Here is a 22,107-nt window from a genome sequence, read left to right as displayed (position 1 = left end):
TGTGACCAAGTTGAAACTCGGCATGATAGCCGACGACAAGCCCGTGAAGGTGACGGCGGAATTACCGGCGACGGTCTATCGGGATCTTGTCGCTTACGCTGAGGTTCACGGCCGCGAGACCGGCCAGCCGGTCGCCGATCCAACACGTCTGATTGCGCCTATGATCGAACGCTTCATCGCGACCGATCGCGGCTTCGCCAAGGCACGTCGCGCGCGGCACGTTACTTCCTCTTGATCGTCGGCAGGGCCCAAGGGAGCCCCGGCGAACGATCATTCGGGTTCCTTATAGCCATATTCGGGAATGCCTTGCTCGCTTCCGTAGTAGCGATAGGGAAGAAACTTGCCCGACATTCCGATCTTCACTCGATCACCTTTTGGATTCGGCTCACGCTCGAACGTGATGTCGAAATCGATTGCGGACATAATGCCGTCGCCGAACTCGTCCTCGATGAGTGCCTTCCACGCGGGGCCGTTGACCATCACCATTTCATAGAAGCGATATATCAGGGGGTCCGTCGGCGGCATGGGCATGCCTCGATATGGCACCTCGTTCAGCATACGCTCTTCTGCCTCCGACAGGCCGAACAGCGCCGCAGCCTTCTTCGCGAGCGGTTTGATCAGCTTCATCTGCCCGAGCAAAGCGCCGATGATCAGCACCTCGGACACACCACCGATCTCTCCGGTGATGTGTTTCCACGACCAGCCTCGCTCGCGCTTGATGTCCAATATCTTTTCGGTCAGTTCCTCACGCCTCATCGATCCGTTCTCCTTCTTTGATGATCGCTAACGGGATGCGGTCCCGGCAATGCCGGGACCACAGGGACATGTGCGCAGGTGCGGGCGTCTCAGCCCTTCAGTTGTGAGACGGTTTCCGCGGTCGTCCAAAGGCCGTGCGCGAGGAACCGGAAATTCACCAGGGCGGCGAGGTAGCCGTCGCCCTCCGGAACGCGAGGGCCGGCTGTCGCATCGCGAACGACCACCACTTCGAAGCCCTGTTCGATCAGTTCCCGCAAATGCGCTTCAATGCACAGATTGGCGGCCATGCCGGCCAGGATGACTTGTGACACACCTTGTTTGCGCAGTTGGAGAATGAGGTCGTTCGTCTCGGGGCCGTAGACCTTGTGCGGCGAGGCAATGATGGTTTTGCCGTCGTGGATGTACTTTTTGTAGTCTTCGAGGAAATCCGCGCCCGATCCCTCGAATTCCTCCACGGTAAACTGGCCTTTGCGACCAAACATGTTGATCGCATGCATGGTCTTTTCCAGTGGACCGCCAAACTGCCAATGATGGTCACATGGATAGTAGAAGTGGGGCGAGATGGCGACGGTGATATCCGCTGCCTTCGCGGCTTCGAACAGTTGGCCGATGTGCGACACGGTGTTGTTCTCGACAACGCTCTCGCCGAAGAACGGCCAGCTCACACCGCTGGGATGTAAGAAGTCGTTCTGCGGATCGATCACCACGAGGGCAGCTCGCTTCAGGTCGAGCTGAAACGTGCTTTTTGGAAGCACCGGATTTTCGGGATCTGCGTAGAGTTCAGTCATGATCTTCTCCTTTCAGAAGAGGAAGGCGCCATCTGCTGGCGACGTATTAAAGTGACTGGTCGTCTATTAATACGACACGATTTTCACGCGAGGAGCCGAGGCAGGGCAACAGTGCCAAATCGCCTCAGAGCTCTTCCGCTTTGCTCGACCTTGGCCACCATCACCGCGCCCTCGAAGGCCTCGATGAGCGTCGCCGCAAGGTCCTGGGGTTCGCGCGCGAGGGGAAGCTCTCCCGCTTCGCTCGCGGCCGACAGGCACTTTGCAAGGGCGGCTGTCCAAGTCCTCAGGAGAGCTTTCAGCTTTGATCGTGCAATCGAGCTCTGCGCCGCAAGCTCAAGCGCGAGATTGCCGATCAGACAGCCAAACGTGAATTTCTGTCGCTCATGATACTCAATCAACTCCGAAAAGTGTCTCTCGACGCGCTTTAACGGGCTAACGAAATCGTCTTCCAGGATGGACACGTAATTGGATTCGATTGCGCGCCAGTATTCATCGAGTATCGCTGCCGCGAACGCATCCTTGCTTTCGAAGTAATTGTAAAACGATCCCTTCGGAACTCCGGCAGCGGCAGTAATATCCTGCACGCCACAGCCGTTGAAGCCAAGGCGATGGATGATTTCTGCGCCTTTTTCGATGAGGCGCGAACGAACTTCTGGATTCGGTGGACGTGGCATGACGTTAATAAATGACCAGTCATCTCGTTATGTCAACCGTTGAATGGCCTCTAGGACCGTTGAGGACCGCCGCTGGTGCGTTTTTGCGATCGATGCGCTAAGGTCCAGCAGACGCTTAAGCGCGGGATTGACGTTGTTTGTCGACCAAACAACGCTTGAGTTGAACACCTCGCCCCCTTCGGCAAGCGGAACGAAGATGACCGCGGGATAGGAGGCGCCCTGAGTGGAGGTCGCAGCCAAGGTCACGCCGAATCCCATGCCCACCATGTTGAGGAGGTTCTCGCGGCCAACCCGCTGCACCGAGATCCGCGGATGAAAACCCAAACCGGAAAGCTGCCGCACGATGATCGCCTCGACCTCAGGCCCGTGAACGTCCGCTGCGACAAGGAATGTCTCGTCGCGGAGATCCTCCCAATTGACGCCGACGCGTGCCGCCATGGAATGGTGCTTTGAAACTGCGACGTATAGAGGTTCACCCCAGAGATGCATCGCCTGGCAACCGGGAAGACGCGGCTCGCCGGGAATGAATGCCGCGTCGAGCCGACCGCTTAGCACGCCGGCGGCAGTCGCCTGCGCCGTCGCCTCTTCGATCTTTATATCGATGTTCGGAAACCGGAAATGGAACGCCTCGAGCACGTCGGCCAAGAAACCGCTGGCGAGCGAGGCCATCAGCCCGATTTTCAACTCCCCAATCTGGCCTCGTTTCTCCATGCTTAGGCTGCTGACAGCTTGGCGAATGTGTTCAGCGCCAAATGCAGCCTCCCGTATGAAGCGCTCGCCGGCTGGCGTCGGCCGCACTCCGCTCCTGCTGCGTTCGAAGAGCGGCACGCCCACCCTGCGTTCGAGCAACTGAATTCGACGGCTGACCGTCGACTGCGAGAGATTCATCGCATCGGCCGCACGGCGGAAACTTCCGTGTTCCGCAACCAGAATCGCGTAGCGGAGAAAGCGGAGGTCAAGAGCCAAGTCAGGCATGTCCCCCTCCGCCTGCCCGCCGATGCAGTGGCCGGCCGACGCTCAGCCGCGACCTGCGCAACAGGGAATGACTGCGCATTTCCGCCGCCGCGAACCGCGGGACGGCGCCAATTATGCGGCTACGATGCTCGTGGAGAAGCGACACTCGCATAGAGAAAACACTACTCAGAAAGATCAGGCCCGAACATCGCCCGCATCTGTGCCAAATAATGTTCCTCCGAGGTCATCCATCGCAATTGTGCGAACAACGCGGTATCGGGGCCCGCCGGAAAGCGCAGCCGATCGCCCTCCTCCGTCGCAGCAGCGAAAACAGCCTCGGAGACTTCGCTCACACTCGTGAACGCGGTTGGATAGTCTTGCAACTTGGCGAAATAGCGTTGCGCAAAGGCGTCGTATGGCGGTGGTGTCAGTCCCTCAATGCGATTGGCGCTGTTCGTTCTGAAATTGGTCGTTGGTGCAAGGCCTGGTTCTACGATCCGCGCCCGGATGCCAACCAGGCCCAATTCATACGAAAGCGCCTCAGTGAACCCTTCAACAGCACACTTGCTGGCCGTATACACGGCAACGAACGGCATCGGGGCGATCGCCGTGCTGGAGGTCACATTGATTATCACACCACCCGCATGCTGGCGCATATGCGGGATTGCCGCTCGGCAGACCGCCATCACCCCGAAAGTGTTTGTTTCAAACATCTCCCGAATTACGGTGTCAGGCGTAAACTCGAACGCGGAAAGCAAGCCGATGCCCGCGTTGTTGACCAGCACATCAATCCGTCCAAAGGCGGCGACGGCATCGGCGAGAGCCTTAGAAATGCTTTCAGCGCTGGTCACATCCAGCGGCAGGACTTTCAGCCGGTCCCCGGGCTTGTCGAACACGCTTTCGTCAGGCGCCCGCATTGTCGCAACGACGTTCCAACCTTGATCGAGAAAGAGCTGTGCGGTCGCCTTCCCATAGCCTGAGGAAGTTCCGGTAATCAGTATAATGTGGAGCTCCACATTAGACATATTCGCGTGGCGACAGGTCGATTTCGAGGTCTGCCCGCTCGTCGGGGCTGAGCTCCCCGAGGCGACGGTTGAGGATCGATTCCGCGGTCGTGACGAGCTGCAGCACCACCGATTTGCCATCGGCGAGGTGTTCCTCGACCGCGGCGATGACGGTCGGCATCTTCAGGCTGAGAAGGACCTGGCCGAAGAAGCGCTGCTTGGTCGACTCGAAGCGCGAGCGGGCGGACGCCTTGGCGCCGCTGTTGAGCGTCGCGTTCTCGAGGGAGTCGACGACGGCGGTCAGCTCCAGCGCCTGTTCCATGTTGCGGTGGATGATGCCCCAGGCATCCGCATAGGTGTCGTAGATCCTGATCTGGTCGGGTGTCAGCGCATGCTTGAGGATGTCGTACTCGACGCCGGCGAAGCTGAGCGCGCGCGCCATGTAGAGGCCGGTCGCCTTGAGGTCGCGAGCGACGAGCTCCATGGCGGCGATCCCGCCCTTGCGGATGCCGCTGATGAACTGCTCGCGGTCGGCGAAGGCGGTCTCCGGTCCCCAGAGGCCGAGCCGGACGGCGTAGGCGAGATTGTTGACGTCGGAGGCTCCGGTCGCCGAGGCGTAGAGCACGCGCGCGCCGGGCAGGTTATTCTGGAGCAGCACCCCGCAGATGCCCTGCTGGGAACCCTTTTTCGCGCCGAGAGCGCCCTCCCCGCCTGCGACGCCGCCCATTTCGTGTGCCTCGTCGAAGGCGATGACACCGTCGAAGTCTTCGCGTGCCCAATCGATGAGCTGCTTGAGCCGGGTGTGATCACCCCGAGCAGAGCGGAGCGCCGGATAGGTGACGAAGATCACGCCCTGGTCGAGCTTGACCACCTCGTCGATCTTCCAGCTGGTAAGGGGCTGGATGTCAGCCGTCATGCCGCCCAGCGCGGTCCAGTCCCGTCGGGCATCCTCGAGGAGGGGCTCGTTCTTGGTGATCCAGATGTGGCGGCGGCGGCCCTGCAGCCAGTTGTCGAGGATGCAGGCGGCGATCTGCCGGCCCTTCCCCGCCCCGGTCCCGTCGCCCAAGAAGAAACCCTTGCGATACTCGCGGCCGTCCTCGGACAGGTCCAGTCCGACGCCCTCCTTGCTCGGGCGGAACCGGCCCGGGATCATCTGGGTCCAAGCATCGCCGGCGTAGACGACTGTTTCGAGCTGCGAGGCCGACAGCAGACGCTCGGCAACCGTCCGCTCGGGCAAGCGCGGGACATGATGGGGGATTGGCGCGGGGATCGAGCCCATGGCCACGGACTCGACCAGTGCGGTCGGATGCTCGCCGGCGGTGGTGAACACGAGGCGGCTCGGCCGATAGGGCAGGTAGACGCCCGTCTGTCCGAGAAGCGGCGCCGGGGTTTCCAGCGGCGTGAAATCGACGGGGAGAACCTCGTTGCGGACGGGGGCATGATAGGCGCGCGGTTCGGCAGGGCGCGTGCTCTTCACGGCACGGAACAGTGAGGTCGTGCCGGTCTTCCGGACAGGAGCCATTGGCACGTCCGTTTTCGGCTTCAGCCGGTCGACGATCGTCACCGCGTCGAGGATCTCGGCGACCGACGAGCGCTGGATCGTCGAGGGGATCGTCGTGCCCGGTGCCTTGTCGATGACGTAGAGGCGGACCGCGATCGAGGTGCCGTGCTTCGTGTAGCACTTTTCGAGGCGGATCGAGGTTCGGACCGCGACATCGCGCAGCGTGGAGTCGAACAGGTCACGCAGACGCGCGCTGGGGCCGAACCAGTCGGGCATGATCGCGACAAGCCGTCCTCCGGTGCGCAGGCGGCGCAAGGCTGCCTGTAGGTGGCGCACGGCCGCGAAGTCGTCGGCGCCGCGGCCGAGCGAGCGCGAGAACGGCGGGTTCATCAGGACCAGCGTGGGACGCTCGGACGATGCCATCAGCGACGTCAGCGCTGCGCCGTCGTAGCCGGTGATCGGCGCGCCGGGAAAGCTGTGGGCGAGCCGTGCCCGTCGAGCCGGGTCGAGTTCGTTCAGCTGAAGCGTGACGTCCTGGCGCAGCTGCGCGACGAGCAGGCCGTTGCCGGCGCTGGGTTCGAGGACGACGTCGCCTTCCTGTGCGTTCGCCAGGAGCACGGCCAGAGCGGCGATGTCTGCCGGTGTCGAGAACTGCTGCCATTCGAGCTGCTCCTCGCTCCGGACAGTCTGGGTGGGTAGCGCCGCCATGAGCCGGATGGCGTGGGCAACATCGGGCAAGGCGTGGAGCGCGTGGGGGACCGTCCGCAGGTGGACGGCGAGCGCGTGCTCCAGCACCTCGAAGCTCTCGCGCTGGGTCCAGCATCCCTGCGCGTCGGTGCCGCCATAGGCCTTCGTCATGGCCTCATTGAGGGCGGCCCGCGTGATGCTGTCGCCGGCGCGGAGTCGATCCTGCAGCAGGAGCGCGGCGCTTCGGTCGGCGTTCTCGGCCGTCGAGAATAGGTCGGTCATGGGGGTCTCCTGGATCGGCCGCCCAAACGGCAGCATCATCCACTCGACCCCCCTCCCCTTTCCTGCTCGCGATCGAGGACGATCGCCCAGTCCTTGATGCGCCCTGGTGGTGGCGCTCGCCGGATGTTGAGCCGGGGACGTGCATAGTGAGCCTCTGCGCGTACGGCAGCGGCTTCGCCCTCCGGATCGTTATCCTGTGCGAGTAGAAGATTGGCGAGCGCCGACGGCAGGCCGAGATGATCGAACCGTCGAGCGCCGAGGGTCGCCCAGCAGGGCACGCCATGCAGGATCGTGAAGGCCGCGGCCGTCTCGAACCCCTCCGCGATCGCGAGCGTGTCACCTTGCAGCGGTCGTCCCTGCCACGCCCCCTGCCCCGGTTGTCCAAGCATGACCTTGCACTCGTAGTCCGCGGTTGCCGGGTCGAGGAAGATGCGCTGGAAGGCGACGAGCCGATGTCCCTCCCTCACGCCGACCAATAGGGCGGGCTTGAAAACGGTACGTCCCTTGGGTCCGAGCGGGCATCGCGGATGGAAGCGGAGATCGGCCGGTCCTGCGACGATGTGGCGTCGCTGCAAGTAGCGCTCGCCGAGCGTCTGCATGACGTCGCGGGCCTGTTCCCAGAGACGTTCGACGTTCCCGGTTCCGCGGCGTATGTCGGCCTTCGGGGGCTCGAAACGCCTCGTCACCGGGATGCGACGAATCTCGCGCAGGACGTCCTCTGCCTCGCAGCCCGCAAAGCACGTCACGAGGATGCCGCGATCTCCCTGGCGTAGCGACAGGCTCGGGGTCCGATCGACGTGGGCTGGGCATCGGCATGTCGCAACATAGCCGTGCCAAACTCCACCGAGCGAGCCGACGATGTCGACGAGTTCCTGGCTTGGTTTCAATGCGGTATAGGGCATCTTTTCTGCTCCTTCGCTATTCTGCACCCCCTCCCCTCGCTCCGGCCAGTGGTAGACTATGGTACCAAGAGAAGGCCTAAGCATCGCAGCTGAACCGCTCGGAATGCTCGGCATGCCCGAGCGGTGCATAGCGGTGGCTACCATATTCTAGCGTAGCGCTGCCATGCGGTGGCTGGGGTGGCATAGCCCTGCGTAGCATTTAGTACGCCTTAGTAGCGTATCCTATCCATGCCCTGCCATGTATAGCGTTGCCAAGCGATGTGTGGTCTGGCATGGCGTAGTCAGGGCGGGCAATCTCCCCGCCTGTCGTGTGAAGGCTGCGCCAGTGTAGCGCAGCGATGACGAGGAAGGCTGGAGCATGCCAGTAATCAGCTTTGCAAGCCCCAAGGGCGGGGTAGGTAAGAGCACGTCGGCGTTGGTGCTCGCCAGCGGTCTCAGCCAAGCCGGGGCCTCGGTGACTGTCATCGACGGCGACCCGAACCGAACGCTTGAGACGTGGGCGAGCGAGACGTCTGATCCTGGATTCGAGTGCCGGACACTCCCGTCAGACAACGCGATCATCGACGAGATCGAGGAGGCGGCAGCCTCCAGCCAGTTCGTCATCGTCGATCTGGAAGGAACCGCGAACTTGGCCATGTCTCGCGCGATTTCGCGGACCGACTTGGTCATCATCCCGCTGCAGGCGTCGCCGGTCGACGCACGACAGGCGAGCCGGGCGATCAAGCTGGTGGTGGATGAGGGGAGGGCGCTTCGCCGCGAGATCCCGTATCGCATGCTGTTTACGCGCGTGAACCCTGCGATCGCGACGCGCGACGAGAAGGAAATCAGGTCGCAGTTTCGGGGCGCGGGTATCCCGACCTTCGAGACCGCTCTGAACGATCGCGCGGGGTTTCGCGCGATGTTCACACACTACCGCTCGCTCTGGAGCCTCGGCGACGATCAGGCGACCGGGCTGGACAAGGCGCGCATCAATGCCACCGCCTTCGTGCAGGAGGTCGTGACGGAAATCAGACGGCAGAACGCTGTCGTGGAGCAGACGGCATGAGCAACGGCATCAAACTTGGGCTGGACGATCTCTCGGACATCCGGCCGAACACCCGGGCTGAACGCAGCCGAACGGATCAGCGCCGAGACGCGGCTGCGGTAGATGACATCGGGCGCGAACACGGGTTCTCCAAGCCGTCCGCGCCTGCGGCATTGCCGCGCCGGCAGAAGTCGGCTTATGCGGGCGAGCAGCTCCACCAGGTCAGCGTCAAAGGCCCGGTGAGCGTGATGGGGCGCTTCGTCGAATACTGCGACCGGGAGCGGCTGCCTTACTGGCAGGCCATCGAGAAGCTGATGGACCTGGCTGAGGGAGAGGAACGCTAGGCGGCGGGCAGCGACGCCACCACTTCGCCGATCAGGTAGAAGGCGTCCGGAAGTGCGAAGAAGGCGTCGACGCGCGCGTTCTCGTCATCGGGTGCCTCTGTGCTTCCGAGCAAGGCTGACCAGCGATCGTCCACGAACCCCAGCAGCGCCGCCCATGCGGAGCCGTGGTCCGGGTGGACCGACAGTTCGTCTTTGTCGCCGAAGGTGATCATCAAGAGGTGTAGCGACATCGCAAGCTCCTGCGAGCTGCGCCGGGACCGGAGCCTCGGCGGGTGAGGGCAGGGGCCGCGGGACGCAACTCCCGCTTGCCCGATCCTCTCGATCCCTCTCACCTCTTTTATGATTCTGCGCTCAGCGCAGAAGAACCGATGCTACTTGCGAATAGTTGCGCGGATGTATCCGGTCCCGCGTCTCAAAACGGTTCAAGTCGACCGTCTCGTCCCCGAAGCGAGCGGCAACCGAGCTGACAGTATAAGCCTGGGGTCTTGCATAAGGCAGCAGCCAAATGACTCGGCGAAAGCAGAGGCTGGTGCGGATCTTCGTGAGTTTGGTCGCGAGGGCGGCGCCGGCCGGGTCGTTTGATCCCATGGCGAAAACACAGGCGCCATAGTCTTTGCCCGTTTTCCTCCAGGTGAGGATCTGCGCCGCTGTAGCACGCTCGACGGCCTGCACGTCGCATTGCTGGGCATAGCGCCGGTTGATCGCCTGACCGGCACCGACGCCGGTGCTGTCGCCCAAGATAAGGCACTCGAACATAGGAGGCTCCCGCTCGCCTAGATTGTACGACGGGATGGTGCGTCAGGCCAAGCGAAGAACGGCGTCAGCTGAGCGCCTCCTGCAGCTCGGAAAGGTCGGCGTCGATGATGGCGTAGAGATCGTCGCTGTTGTTGCGGAAGAACTGGTCCGCGCGCGCCTCGGGCTCGATAGGGGAGGGGGCTCGGCCGAACCGGCGTTCCCAGCGTCGGTCTACGAACTCCATCAGCTGCCGCCACGCCTGCGCTTCGGTCGCGTGGAGCGTGACCTTCCGAACGCCCTCGAAGATGATGACGAGGACGACGACGCCGGGGTTCATCAACAAACCGCCTCGGCAGCTCGGCGTGCGGACGTGGGTCGGCGATCCGATCGGCAGGACGTGCGAAGCCGTTTATCGACCATTAGCTTGCGGTATGCGAGGAACTTGCGTCACTTTCGTTGCGGTGGGGGGTTAAGCATATCCTCACCATGCTGTTGTAAACAGATAGGGTCCGTTCGGAACCGGCCAAGGGTCGGAGACATTAATCACCCGAGGCGGGCTACGAGGCTGATCATGGCGCACCTGACCCAAGTCGAGTTGATCAACTGGATAGCACTCTACACCGCCACGGGGCTGTGCTGCGCGATCGCGATGGTCCTCTCCGTCTCGGTCGCCGGAATCCGTCTGTATCGCGAGCGGTCCTGGGAGGAGATGCGGTCCGTGCGTGGCGCCGTGCTGTTCCTGCCGAAGACCTGGTGGCGCTGGCAGAAGCTCTACCTTCTGTCGACCCCTGTGACGCTCGGGATCGTGGTCTCGTTCGGCATGAGCCTGAGCTGGAACTGAGCCTCAGAGATCGAGAGCACTCGCGATCAGATCGCCCACGCGGTCCTTCTCGACATCCGTGGGCTCGATCGTCAGGAGTGGTCCAAGGAGCCGCATACGCGGATGCGTCGTCGCCTTGGACGTCAGGTAGTCGTCGTCGCTGAAGCCCATCGCTTCGACCACGAGCTGTTTGATCTCGCCAGTCAGGCGCGAGCGTGCCTCGAGGAGGAAGTCGGGTCGGCATGAGCCCTGGGTCGTGAGGCGGTCAAAGACGGGCTTCTCGATCGCGAGATCCACTCCCCCGGCGTCCAGTAGCCGGCGGGCCTTGAACAGCTCGCGAAGGACCGACCGTTCGAACTCGGAGTCGACCGGGATGAAGCGCTGACCGGAGAAGATTGGTTGAGCGTAGGCGCGAAGCGGTGCGTAGCCGTGCGCCTCGGGATACTCGCCCGCGACGATCATCACCAAGAACGGCCCCTTGATGAGGTTGCCGCGCACGGAGGGCGACTGCACGCGGTTGGCGACGTGGATCGCCTCGGCCCCGGGGACGTCGACGACGTGGCCCCGGACGTGTGGCGAGAACAGCGCCATGAAGCCCTGTGGCGCGTGTCCGCTCGGCCACGATTTCGCGAGCTGGCGCAGCATGGCGTAGGCTCTACGGCTGTGAAGCGCATTTGCGTGGGTCCAGAACGCTCGGCCGAGCTCGATGCCCGGCGCGATCTCGATCTTGGTCGAGGCTCTGCCGAGCGCCTCGAACTCCAGCTTGATCGAGGCGGTTTCGTATTCGTGCGCGACGGGGGCCACCTTGTTGGTGCCGGCAGCGTCGATCAGGCGCCACAGGAGCCGCGCTAGGCGCGGAACGGAGGCATGGCGGGTGCGATCGTCGCTGGCATCTTCCTCGGGCCTCTGCGCCAGTTTCTCCGGGGCTGGGCGCAGCACCTCGAAATAGCCGGTGGGTGGATCAGCAGGCGTCTCGCGAGAGCGGATCTCGGTGATGCGGTGCGTGACCTGGTCGCGGAAGAAGGGGCAGTCCTCGCGGTGCTCCGGCCGCTTGGTGCTCGTCAATCTCCGCAGATAGGGGTCGGTACACAGAACGGACCCAGATATACGCTAAGGTTTTGCCGTGCCTTCGACGGCGCGCATCTGGCGAAGCGGTCTGAGCGCGGTGGATGGCGCATCGGGATCGGTCCAGAGGTAATCGCCGGTGAGATTGATATGCTGCCAACCGAGCGGTGATAGGTGTTGCAGCAGGTCCGGCGGGACCGGCCGGCCGAGGTTGGCGAGATGCATCCGGGCGGCTTGCAGGTAGGTCGTGTTCCACAGGACGATGGCACCGGCGACGAGGTTCAGCGCGCTCGCCCGATGGCTTTGGGCTTGCAGCGCATGATCGCGGATACGGCCGATGCGATGGAAGAAGATGGCGCGTTTCAGGGCATTTTCCGCTTCTCCCTTGTTGAGTTCGCGGGTGGCGCGGCGACGCTGTTCGGGCTGCTCGATCCAGTCGAGCGTGAACAGGGTACGCTCGACGCGACCGATCTCGCGCAACGCCAGTGCCAGGCCGTTGGCGCGTGGATAGGAGCCGAGCCGTTCCAGCATGATCGAGGCGCTGACGACGCCTGTGCGGATCGAGGTTCCCAGTCGCAGCACGTCGTCCCAGTGTGCCTCGATCAGACCTTCGTCGATGCGGCCCGCGACCAGCGGCGCAATATCGGGGCCGGGTTCGATGCCGTTAAACAGGTGCAAACGGCGTGCGGCGATATTCGGGATACGCGGCGCGAACCGGAACCCAAGCAGATGACATAGCGCGAACACATGGTCGGAGACGCCCCCGCCATCGACGTGATGCTCTTCGATGTGCAGATCGGCGCCGTGGTGGAGCAGCCCGTCGAGCACCTGTGCCGCCTCGCTCGCCGAAGCGGAGATAACTGTGGAATGGAACGGCGCGTAGCGATCCGAGACGTGGCTGTAAAAGGAGACAGCCGGCTCTGTCCCCTTGTGCGGATTGACTGCGCCGGTTGCCTGGGCGCGGCGGTCGAGCGGAAAGTTCTGACCGTCTGAGCTGGACGAGGTGCCGGACCCGAACAGCGCGGCCAGCGGCGCGGTGTGTTGGGCGTCGACAAGCCGGGCGAGCGCGCGACCGTAGGTTTCCTCGCGCAGATGCCACGAGGCGAGCCAACCGAGTTGGCGCTGGGTCACGAGATTGCAGGCTTCCGCCATGCGCGTATGGCCCAGATTGGTGGCATCGGCGAGCACCGCCGTGAGGATCGCACGTGGTTCATCCGCGGCACGGCCACTTTGCAGATGCGTGAAGCACTGGCTGAACCCGGTCCATCGATCGACTTCGGCAAGAAGGTCGGTGATGCGGATCGCGGGCAGATGCGCATAGAGCGGCGCAAGGGCGGTATCGGATTCCTCGGGAGTAATCGCCTTCAAGGGCGAAATCCGCAGCCTGCCCAAGCTGAGCTGCACGTCTTCCAGCGCGTCCGTCTCCGCCTTTCGCTCGACCTCGGCCAATCGACGGGCGAGGCGGGCGCGTCGTTCGGCCAGCCAGATATCGGCCGTATCCGGTGCCGGTATCGGCAAGGGGCCGGCCGCGCGCATGTTGGCGAATACGGGGGCAGGAATGAGTTGCTGCTCGACAGCACGATAGCGTCGGCTTCCCTCGACCCACATGTCGCCGGCGCGAAGCCGGTCGCGAAGCTCGACCAGCACGCACAATTCATAGATCCTGCGATCGGGAATGCCGGTGCCGATCGCCCGACGCCAAGCTTGCCGGATGAAGCCGACTGGCGTGCCTGCAGGCAATTTGCGCAGATGACCAAAATGAAGGTCGCGCATGATCGCGACCGCTCGCGCGAGCGCATGGCAGGCTGGCACCGCCCCGAATGTGAACGAGGCGATGAACGAGGGACCGACCTGTCGGAGGACGGGGTAATTGGTCGCGGCGACCGCGACGGGATCGACCGAATCGGGGCGGATCAGCTTGCGGGCTTCATCGACCTCGCGGCCGAGATCATTCCATCCGATCGCTGCCTCGACCGCAGCGCCGATATCGCCACCTGATATCTTGGCGGCGAGCAAGGCAGCGCCGAGTTGGGCAAGCAGCCGGATTTTGCCGTTGATGGTGCGCCGGTTGCGCTTGAGTGTCGTGTCCGCGCTGTTCTGTTCGCGCCGGAACATCTGCCCAAGCAGGCGATCGAACATCAGCACCGCATCGTCGGTGAGGGTAACGATGGTTTCGAGGATGGTCGCCACCAATGTGGCGCGACGCCGCGTCGCTTGCAGCGTCCGAACATGTTGCGCGGTCAGCCGCACGCCTTCCTGGCACAGGCGTCGGAGGCGCTCGGGATGGACGCCTACGGCGATATCCGGATCGATCCCGATGGCCCGAAGCAGTGTCAGTCGCTCGATGATGGCGGCGAATGTCTTTCGGCCGGGCTTGCCGGGTGACTGCCGCACCCAGGCCAGATCGCTCAAGTTCGTGCCTGTGTGGGGCAGGAGAAGCGCATCGAGCAGCCGGCGCTGTCGAGCATCGAGTCCTCGGGTCAGATGCTCGGCGACATGGCGTTCGGCATCGAGCAACGCCTGTGCGACCATCCGCTCGACCGAACTGATGCCCGGCACAATGATGCGCCGTCGCCGGCACTCATCCAGCATCACGCGCGCCAGCCTAGCCCCGCTGGTCGTCGTCAGCGCGATCGGCAGGAGCCATTCCTGCAACGTCGTTCGCAGCGGCCGACTGAGCGGCATGAAGCCGAATGCATCGCGCAGTGCATCGAGCTGTTCGTACCGGGTCGGGCCGCGCGTCGCGTAGTCGGCCAGCACCTCGGGTCCGACCTGCAATTGCTCTGCGACGAACGCGAGCGGCGTATCAGGGATCAGTTCACCGGGTCGCAGGAAACGGCCAGGATAGCGCAGCGCGCAAAGCTGGATCGCGAAACCCAGCCGGTTATGCGGTCGCCTCCGGCGGACGATGATGGCCAAGTCGTCCCGGCTCAATGTCCAGTGCTGGACGAGCAGGGTTTCGTCGTCGGGAAGCGCGAGCAACGCCGCGCGTTGCTCGTCCGACAGGACGGCGCGACGCGGCATCGGCTTAGACCTTGGCCGGTGCGGTCCAGCCGATCCGGGCAAGCGTGCCGAGAAGGGTCGAACGCGGCACCTTGAAGGTCCGGCAGACGGACGCCTTGCTGGCCCCGCCATCCAGCGCGGCGGTGATCCGCTCGAGCGTTTCGGCGTCGATCATCGGCGGGCGGCCACCTTGGCGTCCCCGGCGTTTGGCAGCAGCCAGTCCCGCCATCACCCGTTCGCGCGTGAGCGCACGCTCATATTGTGCCAATGCACCGAACAGCGAGAACAGCAATTCGCCGTGCGGCGTGGTCGTATCCATCTGCTCGGTCAGCGACCGGAACGCGATGCCGCGCGCCTTCAGATCGGTGACGATCGTCAGCAGGTGCGGCAGCGAGCGTCCGAGCCGGTCGAGCTTCCACACGATCAGTGTGTCGCCCGCGTTCAGATAGTCGAGGCAGGCTTTCAGGCCTGGTCGGTCGTCGCGCGCGCCGGATGCCTTGTCGGTATGGAGATGCCGATGATCGACCCCGGTTGCGACGAGCGCGTCCCGCTGGAGATCGACCGTTTGGCGGTCATCGGTCGTTGACACCCGCATATATCCGACCAGCATGTACGACAAACCCTCGAAAGCATGTTTTCGAACACCCTATCAAAGCGACAGGGTTTGTCGATCGTTATGGGCTGAGGCGGGTATGGTTCGGCAAAAGCGCAGGTCCGGAGCGTCGCCTATCACCTGTTTGCCGTCACGCGTCTGCTGTCCGTATGGACGCAAGTAGAAGGCACGCTGATGCCGCAAGAAGCACCAGGTCCTTCAACAGGAACTGTCCGGTTCCGGCCGAAATCGCCGGGAACCCGCCAGCGGTCGGCTCGGCGACGCCAGGCGTGCTCAGGAAAAACGTCAGTGTCACGGCATAAGTCAGGCATGACATCGCCGCGCCGAGAGCGGAGGCCGTCTTGTTGAAAGCACCGATAATCAGCGCAGCGGCCGTCGCGAGCTCGACGGTGCCTATAAAATAGCTTCCACCCTGCACCCCAAAAACGGCCGGAATCCAGCTCATGATCGGACTGTTCTTCATCAATGGCGCGATGCCCATCGCTTCATAGCTCGTGAATTTCATGCAACCGAACCAGAGAAAGATGACCACCAGCGCCCAGCGCAGCAACGCGAGAGACCCGCGAGAGCCGGTCGTCTTTTCAGCTATGTGTAATGTCGAAAACATGGTGCCTCGCTTTCATCATGGCGCATGACCTGCCTTCATGCTTAGACAGGCGTGATATATGCGCTGCGCATACACTATACGCCGTCAATGAATGAGGCAACCCTTTGAACGTACTCTCGGACCGGCTCGTCAATCTGTTCGGCGCCCTCGCAGTGGGCATCACCGATCGAATTAAGAAGGCGGCATTCGACCCGACGATACCCGGCGGTGGCGAAACCACCGCGGCGATCGTCGTCATCGGTCACGCGACCGGTCTTTCGATCGACGAATTAGGACGGGTGCTAGGCTTGTCCCACGCGGGGACGGTGCGGCTTGTCGATCGATTGGTTGCAGCCGGGTTCGCCGTTCGATCCAAAGCGCTACGGGACCGTCGTGCAGTAGCGCTGATGCTCACTGAGGCAGGCGAGACTCGCCTATCTGCGATCCTGCAACGAAGAAACGAGACTTTATCCGAAATCCTTAGCCATGTCTCGAATGCTGACCGCCTCGTGCTGGAACGTATTGCCGAGACAATACTTGCGCAGATGTCTGACGACGCTGTCTCGGCGCTGACGATATGCCGGCTCTGCGACGAGAGGCGATGCTACAACTGTCCGATGGATGCCTTTGGAATGCTGGAGTCGTCGACGCATAGAGTCGACCCATAAGTGCGCGCAGAGACGCTTAGCGTATATCTGTGCCCGTTCTATGTCCTGACCCCTCAAAGGGATCCCATGGCCTAACCCCGCTTGGAAAATGATCGACAAGCGAGATTCGGCCGCTCGCGATGCTTGGTTCTATGAGTGCCAACGCCGCAAGATACCGTTCCTGCACGTGGCAAAAGCAAGAAAACACTTCTCGGTCCATTGGGACCATATCAGCTTGGATTCTGATTATGACCAGATGATCAGACAGTCTGCCGATGGGAAAATGGCAAGGGTTCTGTTCCGAACCTATCAACTGATCGCTTCTGGCCTTGAGCCTAAAAGCTTTTTCGATGGCGGGGCCTTGGTGGGGGATGTGACTGGCTTGTCTGAATCAAGCGCCCGGCAGATTGCAAATGCCTTCGCTCTCCTGCTTTTTCCTGGCAACGTGCAATCTGCTTTGGCTGCATAAGAAGATATTGGAAGCCGCGGAACCAGCGGCTTCAATACGCCACAACTCCATCAGGCCGAAATTCTGAGCTCCGTTCGCGTCGTGCAACAAGCCAGTGGTCCAAATCAGGCACGCTGCGGTGGACTTCATCATCGCCAGAAGCCGTCCTGTCTCTGGCCGTGCCGGTTGTCGTAATTCTCGCGCTGATCGTAGGCGCTCTTGCGGATACCCACCTCGACCCGCTGGCCGCCGACGTTGCGAATGTGGAGATCGCGCAGATCGACCTTGTTGCGCTGCGCCCAGTCTTTTGCCTCGCGCTCGCTGCCGAAAGTGCCTGCATCTTCGTAATCGAATGCCATTTCATGCTCTCCTTCATGTGGTGATTGACGGTCTGGAAGATTGGATGCGCAGGCGCAGGCTCATGCCGACTGCTTCTGGGCATTGGCGGATCGGGCTTGGGAAGGGCTGCCGCTTGAAATTGGAGTTGAAGTGCAGTTCGTCATGTAAGCGCTGATCCTCGGTCCATCTGGTGGTCGAGGCTGGCTTTGGCCGACCGGTGCTCCTTTATTTGCTGGCTGAAGCCTCGAGCCGACTGGAACGTGAATAACGCCAGCGCAACGGCGGCAGCACCGGCAATGAATGCGGTGATGTAGAAGCTCATTGCGGGAACATTCATCCGAGCCAGATATTGTGGGTCGTTGATCACACTCATCTCGTGGGCGAGGAGTATGATGCTGCCAAACATCAGGGCCATCCGGATCGCTATCGTGCCGGCGTGTGTAATCAGCCGGCTTCTCGCAATGGATTCGCGCTGGCGAGCCTCGACGATAGGGTCTGGCGTCGAATTGTACGCTGCTTCGGCTCTATCGGCCTTTCGCTTGCGCCATATGGCGCGCCCCTGGGCAACGAACTGGGTAAACTCTCTGGGTCCGTTGTTTTCGGCAATAAGCCGCTCAAGGTGCCGATACTCAGCCTCGGCGGCTTCCTGATTCCTATAATAGATTGCTGCACTGAAGACCGATTCCATTCTTGCAATGATATCGTGTAGTGTTTGGTTAGGGTTGAAACATTCGTTCACTCGGGGGTGCAGTACCCAGTCGTGCCACTGTTCGTATCGGTTGGTACAAGCAAAGTATGAGTTAGGGCGTGTGTCCCAGTCGATATAGCGGATCTTGTGGAAGCGATTTTGGCTCCGGTAAGCCGCAACCCGTTGACGGGCTCGGTGATGAAATGCTTCGACGCTCATCAACTGCAGCGGCCCGATCAGGGCCTCGATCTTTGCTAGGTGAGCGTCACAATTGTAGATGCAGTGCTGGAGGTGCTCGAGCGTGAAGTCTTCATAGAGCGCCTTTACCTCTCGCAGGAGCGCTCCCTCGTTCAGCATTTTTGAGGTCCAGCAATGGACGCCCGTTCTTTTACCGAGAAGTACATTAAGGGGGATATCGAGCTGTCGTCCCTCATCGCAGTATTGCTGGATCATCCTTGGTGCTGTCACGTCGCGAAATTCGGCATCGAGGCCGCGATTGACGAGAACGCGGATTTTGGTCTGAGAAAGCTCAAAGCAGCCCGCGATTTCTCGTACCGACTTTCCGGCCCTATGCTCTTTGAAGACCCGGCGTGCCAGATTGTTTGCCGCTTCGCCCTTCAAGTAGCTGTTGGGTGATCTGCGCTTGAACTCGCTCGTTTTCTGAACGGTACTTTGACCGCCGGCATTGCGGATGTGGAGATCGCGCAGATCAACCTTTTTGTGCTGCGCCCCGTCCTTCGCCCCACGCTTGCTTCCGACGGTCCCTGCGTCTTTGTATTCAAGCGCCATGCCTCTTCTCCTTCCTGGTTATGATGTTGACCGCATCTTTCCGGGGCTTTGCCCGACCCCTGCGCAGCGGGATAAAGGCAACGGCGCACCGCTCCCAAGGAGGAGCCGCCCGCTGCGCCACCAGCCTCACAAAGGCGGCCGCGATCGTGCCCACCAGAACTGCGACAAGGATCATCAGACCTATCGCCACCAACTCGGCGGCCATTTTCTGGTTATGGAGGGCGGCTCGCAGATCAGCGCATCCCTGAACCCCGTACGTATTGAGGTCGCAGACCACAAAGCTGTCCCCGCCAGCGGCACGCGCAATCTCCGAGAGTCCTGCCTCGTTCACCAGATTGGTCAGGGTCAGCTGCTGCGTGAGGTGAATCTCGAAAGTGTCTGAAGGCGGCGTGCCCGCTTTGGCATGGCCCATCTGTGTCACGATCTTCCTCCTATCGGCTGCGTTCGATGTTGCGTTCGGGCACATCGAGCTGGGGCGTTGCCCGAAGGCTCGCCGGATCGATCCGTGAGGCATTTGCTTGCCTGTCCTCGGGCGCCCTCAAATGATCGGGAATTGTGGGCCGGAATTCGCCAGCCTCGCGGCCGCTGCGCTTGGCCTCGACCTGCTTTTCGCCGAGGGTTTCGAGTGCGCTGGTCTTGTCGCCCGGGTTGCGGCCGATCTGTGCGAGAAGCCGATCGCGGTCGTTGGTGACGACTATGATGTCGTCGCGCACCCGGGTCATCATGACGAGCGCCAGACGCTGGTTCGACAAGTGCCTGGCCGATGAGTGCATCTCACCGATCGCCATGTCGCGCGTGTCGCCCTGCGCCTGATGCATGTTGATCGCATAGGCCAGGCCCATGCGCTCGAGCATGCGGTCATTCTGCTTGAGTTCTACGATCTCGCCTGCCTTGTTCTCGAGCGTGACGATCCCATCCCTGATCCCGAGGATCCTCGCCTCCTCGGACTTCATCAGCCCCCTGGCATCATCCTTTTCGGTCCAGCGGATCTTGTCGCCCTCGTAGATTGTCTCCTTGTGCTTTTCGGAGAGCCTCAAGGCATCGCGCTTGTCCGAAGGGTCGATCGCCGCCGGATCGAATTTGATCAGCTTGCCGCTTTCATCGCGCAGCATGACCCGGCCCTTCACGTCTATGCTTTCGACATCGTACCGCCCCCGAACAAGCCCTCCGGGGGCGTTCTGGCGCGTCACTTCGAGCAGCTGGCCCTTGCTGTAGGTCGAGGCGTAGCGCAGCTCCTCGCGCGTCGCATGGGCCGGGAGGAGCGTGGTCAGCCTCAGCCCTTCCCCCTGGATCGCCCCTTCTGCCTTTAGGCCCTGCTGGACCATCCGGTTGAGTTCGCCGCGCGCTGCACGACCCGATGAGTAGATCGCGGTACGCTCGCGGTCTTCTGGCGATAGCTCCAGCCATTTCTGCGCGGTGACCTTGAGGTGGTCTGCGCCAGCTTCGACCACACGCTCGCCAAGCGAGGCAAAGCTTTCCTTGAACATTCCGGCGCGCGCGAGGCCAGCGGCTTCCTTCATATGTTCGGTGCGCTGCCGAAGGCTGGTATCGATGCGGGCTATGGCGGGGTTATCGGACTGGATCAGCGAAAAGCTTTTGCCCGCCTCGATCGGCTGCAGCTGGGCCCGGTCTCCGATCATGACCAGCTTTTCAACCCCAAGCCGGTTGGCGATCGTGAGCAGGTCATTCATCGGCTTGTTCGCAACGAGCGAAGCCTCGTCCAAGACCAGCACTTTGCCGCGCAAGGTCTCTCGTGATGCCTCGAACTTCGGACCTGAGCCCTCAAGCGTGGGCCGCAGATGCTCATTCACGAAGGATGAGACGGTTCTTGCTGTGATACCCTGCCTGACAACCTCACCGTCCGGCCCCCGGATCGCTGTATCGCTGCGAAGATCGCTCACCATCTTGTTGGCAAAGGCGAGCCCGATCACCTCCCTTCCCTCCTGATGAGCTACGCTTGCGATGGCCGAAATGATTGTCGTCTTGCCTGCGCCCGCGACACCCTGGATCACGATCGTGCGGTCCTTGCTGGCCAGCGCCAGAGTTCCCGCGGCAATCTGCTCGGCATTGAGCTCGTGGGTGCCCGCTACTTGCCGCAAGCGCCCGGGTGCCTCGGCAGCTTCAATGATGGCCTGGCCTGCGCCCTTTCCGGCGGCGACATTGGCAAGGGTTGCCCGCTCGATTGCGACATGCTCGGGCGTGGTGAATCTCTCAGGCCTGCCATCGAGCCTGTCGCTCTTGCCCTCGAGCACCCTCCCGTCGGCCACCAACACGCCAATCCTCGCTTCAACCCCATCAGCGGTCACACCCTTCACCCCAAGGTCGAGCGCGGTCTTGACCAGCTCGCCCCGGGTCCAGGAGGTTTCACGTTCGCCGATGATCCTGATCGCAGAAGCGGTTGCCATCTCAGTGCGCAGCTGCGTGGGCGTCAGAGTGATCCGTTGCAGGCCATTGGTTGTCAGTGTGTCTGCTGGCCGAGTGTAGAGCTTGGCGCTGTCGCGGAGCGCACTAAGAGTCTCCTGGACACGCTGCGGCGACCCCAAAGGGCTTTCACGCCCCTCGGAGCCGCGTTCCCGCGCCTGTTCGACCAGCGCCTTGGCATCGAACCCCAGCCCGGCAGCGCGCCTCGCCCATTCCTGCCGAAGCGCCTGCTTATCATCCGGATTGAGCTTGGGATCGCGGGTGCGCTTGGTGATTTCACGCAAGGCTTCTGTGTCGTTAGCGCTCTTCCCGAGTTTCTCGGCCGTTGCCAGAATGGTCAGGCGACGCTGGCTGAAGGCTTCGATCACATCGCGCGCCACGCCCTTGATCTCGAACTGGCCGTGCTTGCCCGTGATCTGGGTTTCGTAGCCGAGCTTCTCGAGGTTCGTCCGCAGCGCGGCGTTGTAGATGGAGCCAAGGACTGTGTTGTTCTTCCAGATCTCTCCGTTCCACAGCGCCTTCCAGTTGCCATCCTTGTCTTGGGTCATCGCGGCAATGACAGCATGGGTATGGTTCTGCGGGTCCAGCGCCCGGCTCGTGTCGTGCTGGAACAGGGCATAGAGGAGCTTGCCTGTGACCACGCCCTCGCCGTTGGCATTGCGCGAACGATCGCGGGCCTGCGCATAGTGCTTCTCGAGATAGGCCATGGTCGCCTTGACGGCGGCCTGCTGTGCATCGAGAATCCGTTTGTCGCCGCCCAACTGCGCCAGCAGGCTGGCTGACTTCGGCATCGAGAATGTGAGGTCTATGCCCGAGCGGCGGTTTGCATTGCCATTTACGACCGTGTCATCGGGCAACTTGCCATCGAGGACTTTTTCGAAGTCTTCCTTGGCAACTGGGCCTGCAAGCCCGAGCGCTTTCGCGCCCTCGCCACCCCATTCGCTAAGCTCGGCAGGACCATCGCCGACATAGTAGTCGTCCTTGGCAAAGTAGTTTGCGGCGCCGCCTGCAGATGCGACCGATGCGACCGACAGCAT

Annotated in this window: 23 protein-coding genes and 1 pseudogene; 6 read left to right on the top strand and 18 right to left on the bottom strand. The window is 62.2% G+C overall.

What is annotated here, in order from left to right; all coding sequences use genetic code 11:
* Position 1: 1 nt before the first annotated feature.
* Positions 2-235, top strand: coding sequence for a DUF2274 domain-containing protein (locus ATE71_RS10850; protein WP_054362432.1), 234 nt, complete (start codon positions 2-4; stop codon positions 233-235).
* A 35-nt stretch (positions 236-270) separates the two neighbouring features.
* Here the strand turns inward: ATE71_RS10850 and cynS are convergent, their stop codons facing one another.
* The 7 genes from cynS to ATE71_RS10815 form a co-directional block, all read right to left on the bottom strand.
* The gene (gene cynS / locus ATE71_RS10845; protein WP_054362431.1) at positions 271-756 is read right to left on the bottom strand and encodes a cyanase; all 486 of its coding nucleotides are present in this window, start codon (positions 754-756) and stop codon (positions 271-273) included.
* Positions 757-845: 89 nt separating this feature from the next.
* Positions 846-1,544, bottom strand: coding sequence for a cysteine hydrolase family protein (locus ATE71_RS10840; protein ID WP_054362430.1), 699 nt, complete (start codon positions 1,542-1,544; stop codon positions 846-848).
* Positions 1,545-1,627: 83 nt separating this feature from the next.
* Entirely contained in the window at positions 1,628-2,218 is a 591-nt protein-coding gene (locus ATE71_RS10835; RefSeq protein ID WP_054362429.1) for a TetR/AcrR family transcriptional regulator, read from the bottom strand.
* A 27-nt stretch (positions 2,219-2,245) separates the two neighbouring features.
* A complete protein-coding gene (locus tag ATE71_RS10830) occupies positions 2,246-3,193 on the bottom strand; it encodes a LysR family transcriptional regulator (protein WP_054362428.1) in 948 nt (315 codons plus the stop codon).
* A gap of 161 nt (positions 3,194-3,354) precedes the next feature.
* Positions 3,355-4,188, bottom strand: a complete 834-nt coding sequence (locus tag ATE71_RS10825; protein WP_231728248.1) for an SDR family oxidoreductase — start codon at positions 4,186-4,188, stop codon at positions 3,355-3,357.
* 1 nt (position 4,189) lies between these two features.
* Entirely contained in the window at positions 4,190-6,646 is a 2,457-nt protein-coding gene (locus ATE71_RS10820; RefSeq protein WP_058803406.1) for a strawberry notch-like NTP hydrolase domain-containing protein, read from the bottom strand.
* A 35-nt stretch (positions 6,647-6,681) separates the two neighbouring features.
* On the bottom strand, positions 6,682-7,548 hold the full coding sequence (locus ATE71_RS10815) for a toprim domain-containing protein (RefSeq protein ID WP_058803405.1): 867 nt from the start codon (positions 7,546-7,548) through the stop codon (positions 6,682-6,684).
* Between the two features lie 358 nt (positions 7,549-7,906).
* On the opposite strand from ATE71_RS10815, the gene ATE71_RS10810 reads away from it, so the two are divergent.
* Together ATE71_RS10810 and ATE71_RS10805 are read left to right on the top strand one after the other, a co-directional pair.
* Entirely contained in the window at positions 7,907-8,593 is a 687-nt protein-coding gene (locus ATE71_RS10810) for a ParA family protein (protein ID WP_054362425.1), read from the top strand.
* Positions 8,590-8,916: a hypothetical protein gene (locus tag ATE71_RS10805; protein ID WP_054362424.1), complete on the top strand. Its 327-nt coding sequence runs from the start codon at positions 8,590-8,592 to the stop codon at positions 8,914-8,916. Before ATE71_RS10810 ends, ATE71_RS10805 begins: the two co-directional genes overlap by 4 nt.
* Here ATE71_RS10805 and ATE71_RS10800 read toward each other — a convergent pair.
* The 3 genes from ATE71_RS10800 to ATE71_RS10790 all read right to left on the bottom strand — a co-directional run bounded on the left by ATE71_RS10800 (position 8,913) and on the right by ATE71_RS10790 (position 9,988).
* Positions 8,913-9,128 (bottom strand): hypothetical protein, encoded by a 216-nt coding sequence (locus tag ATE71_RS10800; protein WP_058799920.1) that lies wholly within the window; start codon positions 9,126-9,128, stop codon positions 8,913-8,915. The two genes, ATE71_RS10805 and ATE71_RS10800, sit on opposite strands and share 4 nt — an antisense overlap.
* Positions 9,129-9,267: 139 nt before the next feature.
* Complete coding sequence (locus tag ATE71_RS10795) at positions 9,268-9,672, bottom strand: hypothetical protein (protein ID WP_054362422.1); 405 nt, start codon at positions 9,670-9,672, stop codon at positions 9,268-9,270.
* Between the two features lie 64 nt (positions 9,673-9,736).
* A complete protein-coding gene (locus tag ATE71_RS10790) occupies positions 9,737-9,988 on the bottom strand; it encodes a hypothetical protein (protein ID WP_058539788.1) in 252 nt (83 codons plus the stop codon).
* 234 nt (positions 9,989-10,222) lie between these two features.
* Between ATE71_RS10790 and ATE71_RS10785 the strand changes: the two genes are divergently transcribed.
* Entirely contained in the window at positions 10,223-10,492 is a 270-nt protein-coding gene (locus ATE71_RS10785; RefSeq protein WP_054362420.1) for a hypothetical protein, read from the top strand.
* 3 nt (positions 10,493-10,495) lie between these two features.
* Here the strand turns inward: ATE71_RS10785 and ATE71_RS10780 are convergent.
* From ATE71_RS10780 to ATE71_RS10765, 4 genes and pseudogenes are all read right to left on the bottom strand, one after another.
* A pseudogene (locus tag ATE71_RS10780) lies at positions 10,496-11,548 on the bottom strand (hypothetical protein); the annotation flags it as partial.
* A gap of 33 nt (positions 11,549-11,581) precedes the next feature.
* Entirely contained in the window at positions 11,582-14,560 is a 2,979-nt protein-coding gene (locus tag ATE71_RS10775) for a Tn3-like element ISMpo10 family transposase (protein WP_012449407.1), read from the bottom strand.
* A 4-nt stretch (positions 14,561-14,564) separates the two neighbouring features.
* Positions 14,565-15,149 (bottom strand): recombinase family protein, encoded by a 585-nt coding sequence (locus ATE71_RS10770; RefSeq protein ID WP_010339849.1) that lies wholly within the window; start codon positions 15,147-15,149, stop codon positions 14,565-14,567.
* 133 nt (positions 15,150-15,282) lie between these two features.
* Complete coding sequence (locus ATE71_RS10765) at positions 15,283-15,759, bottom strand: YkgB family protein (protein ID WP_010339850.1); 477 nt, start codon at positions 15,757-15,759, stop codon at positions 15,283-15,285.
* Between the two features lie 104 nt (positions 15,760-15,863).
* On the opposite strand from ATE71_RS10765, the gene ATE71_RS10760 reads away from it, so the two are divergent.
* Together ATE71_RS10760 and ATE71_RS10755 are read left to right on the top strand one after the other, a co-directional pair.
* Positions 15,864-16,406 (top strand): MarR family winged helix-turn-helix transcriptional regulator, encoded by a 543-nt coding sequence (locus ATE71_RS10760; protein WP_010339851.1) that lies wholly within the window; start codon positions 15,864-15,866, stop codon positions 16,404-16,406.
* Positions 16,407-16,494: 88 nt separating this feature from the next.
* Entirely contained in the window at positions 16,495-16,854 is a 360-nt protein-coding gene (locus tag ATE71_RS10755; RefSeq protein ID WP_058456890.1) for a hypothetical protein, read from the top strand.
* Positions 16,855-16,982: 128 nt separating this feature from the next.
* On the opposite strand, the gene ATE71_RS10750 is transcribed toward ATE71_RS10755, so the two are convergent.
* The 4 genes from ATE71_RS10750 to mobF form a co-directional block, all read right to left on the bottom strand.
* Positions 16,983-17,192: a hypothetical protein gene (locus tag ATE71_RS10750; protein ID WP_054136348.1), complete on the bottom strand. Its 210-nt coding sequence runs from the start codon at positions 17,190-17,192 to the stop codon at positions 16,983-16,985.
* A 140-nt stretch (positions 17,193-17,332) separates the two neighbouring features.
* Complete coding sequence (locus tag ATE71_RS10745) at positions 17,333-18,649, bottom strand: hypothetical protein (protein WP_058803396.1); 1,317 nt, start codon at positions 18,647-18,649, stop codon at positions 17,333-17,335.
* Positions 18,639-19,070, bottom strand: coding sequence for a hypothetical protein (locus ATE71_RS10740; RefSeq protein WP_152998738.1), 432 nt, complete (start codon positions 19,068-19,070; stop codon positions 18,639-18,641). The genes ATE71_RS10745 and ATE71_RS10740 overlap by 11 nt, the downstream gene beginning before the upstream one ends.
* 10 nt (positions 19,071-19,080) lie before the next feature.
* Positions 19,081-22,107, bottom strand: coding sequence for a MobF family relaxase (gene mobF, locus ATE71_RS10735; protein ID WP_058803394.1), 3,027 nt, complete (start codon positions 22,105-22,107; stop codon positions 19,081-19,083).

The sequence above is a fragment of the Sphingopyxis sp. H115 genome (assembly GCF_001468465.1).
Classification (GTDB): Bacteria; Pseudomonadota; Alphaproteobacteria; order Sphingomonadales; family Sphingomonadaceae; genus Sphingopyxis.
The sequence above is the reverse complement of the archived record's forward strand: the minus strand, read 5'-3'. Positions and strand labels throughout refer to the sequence as shown.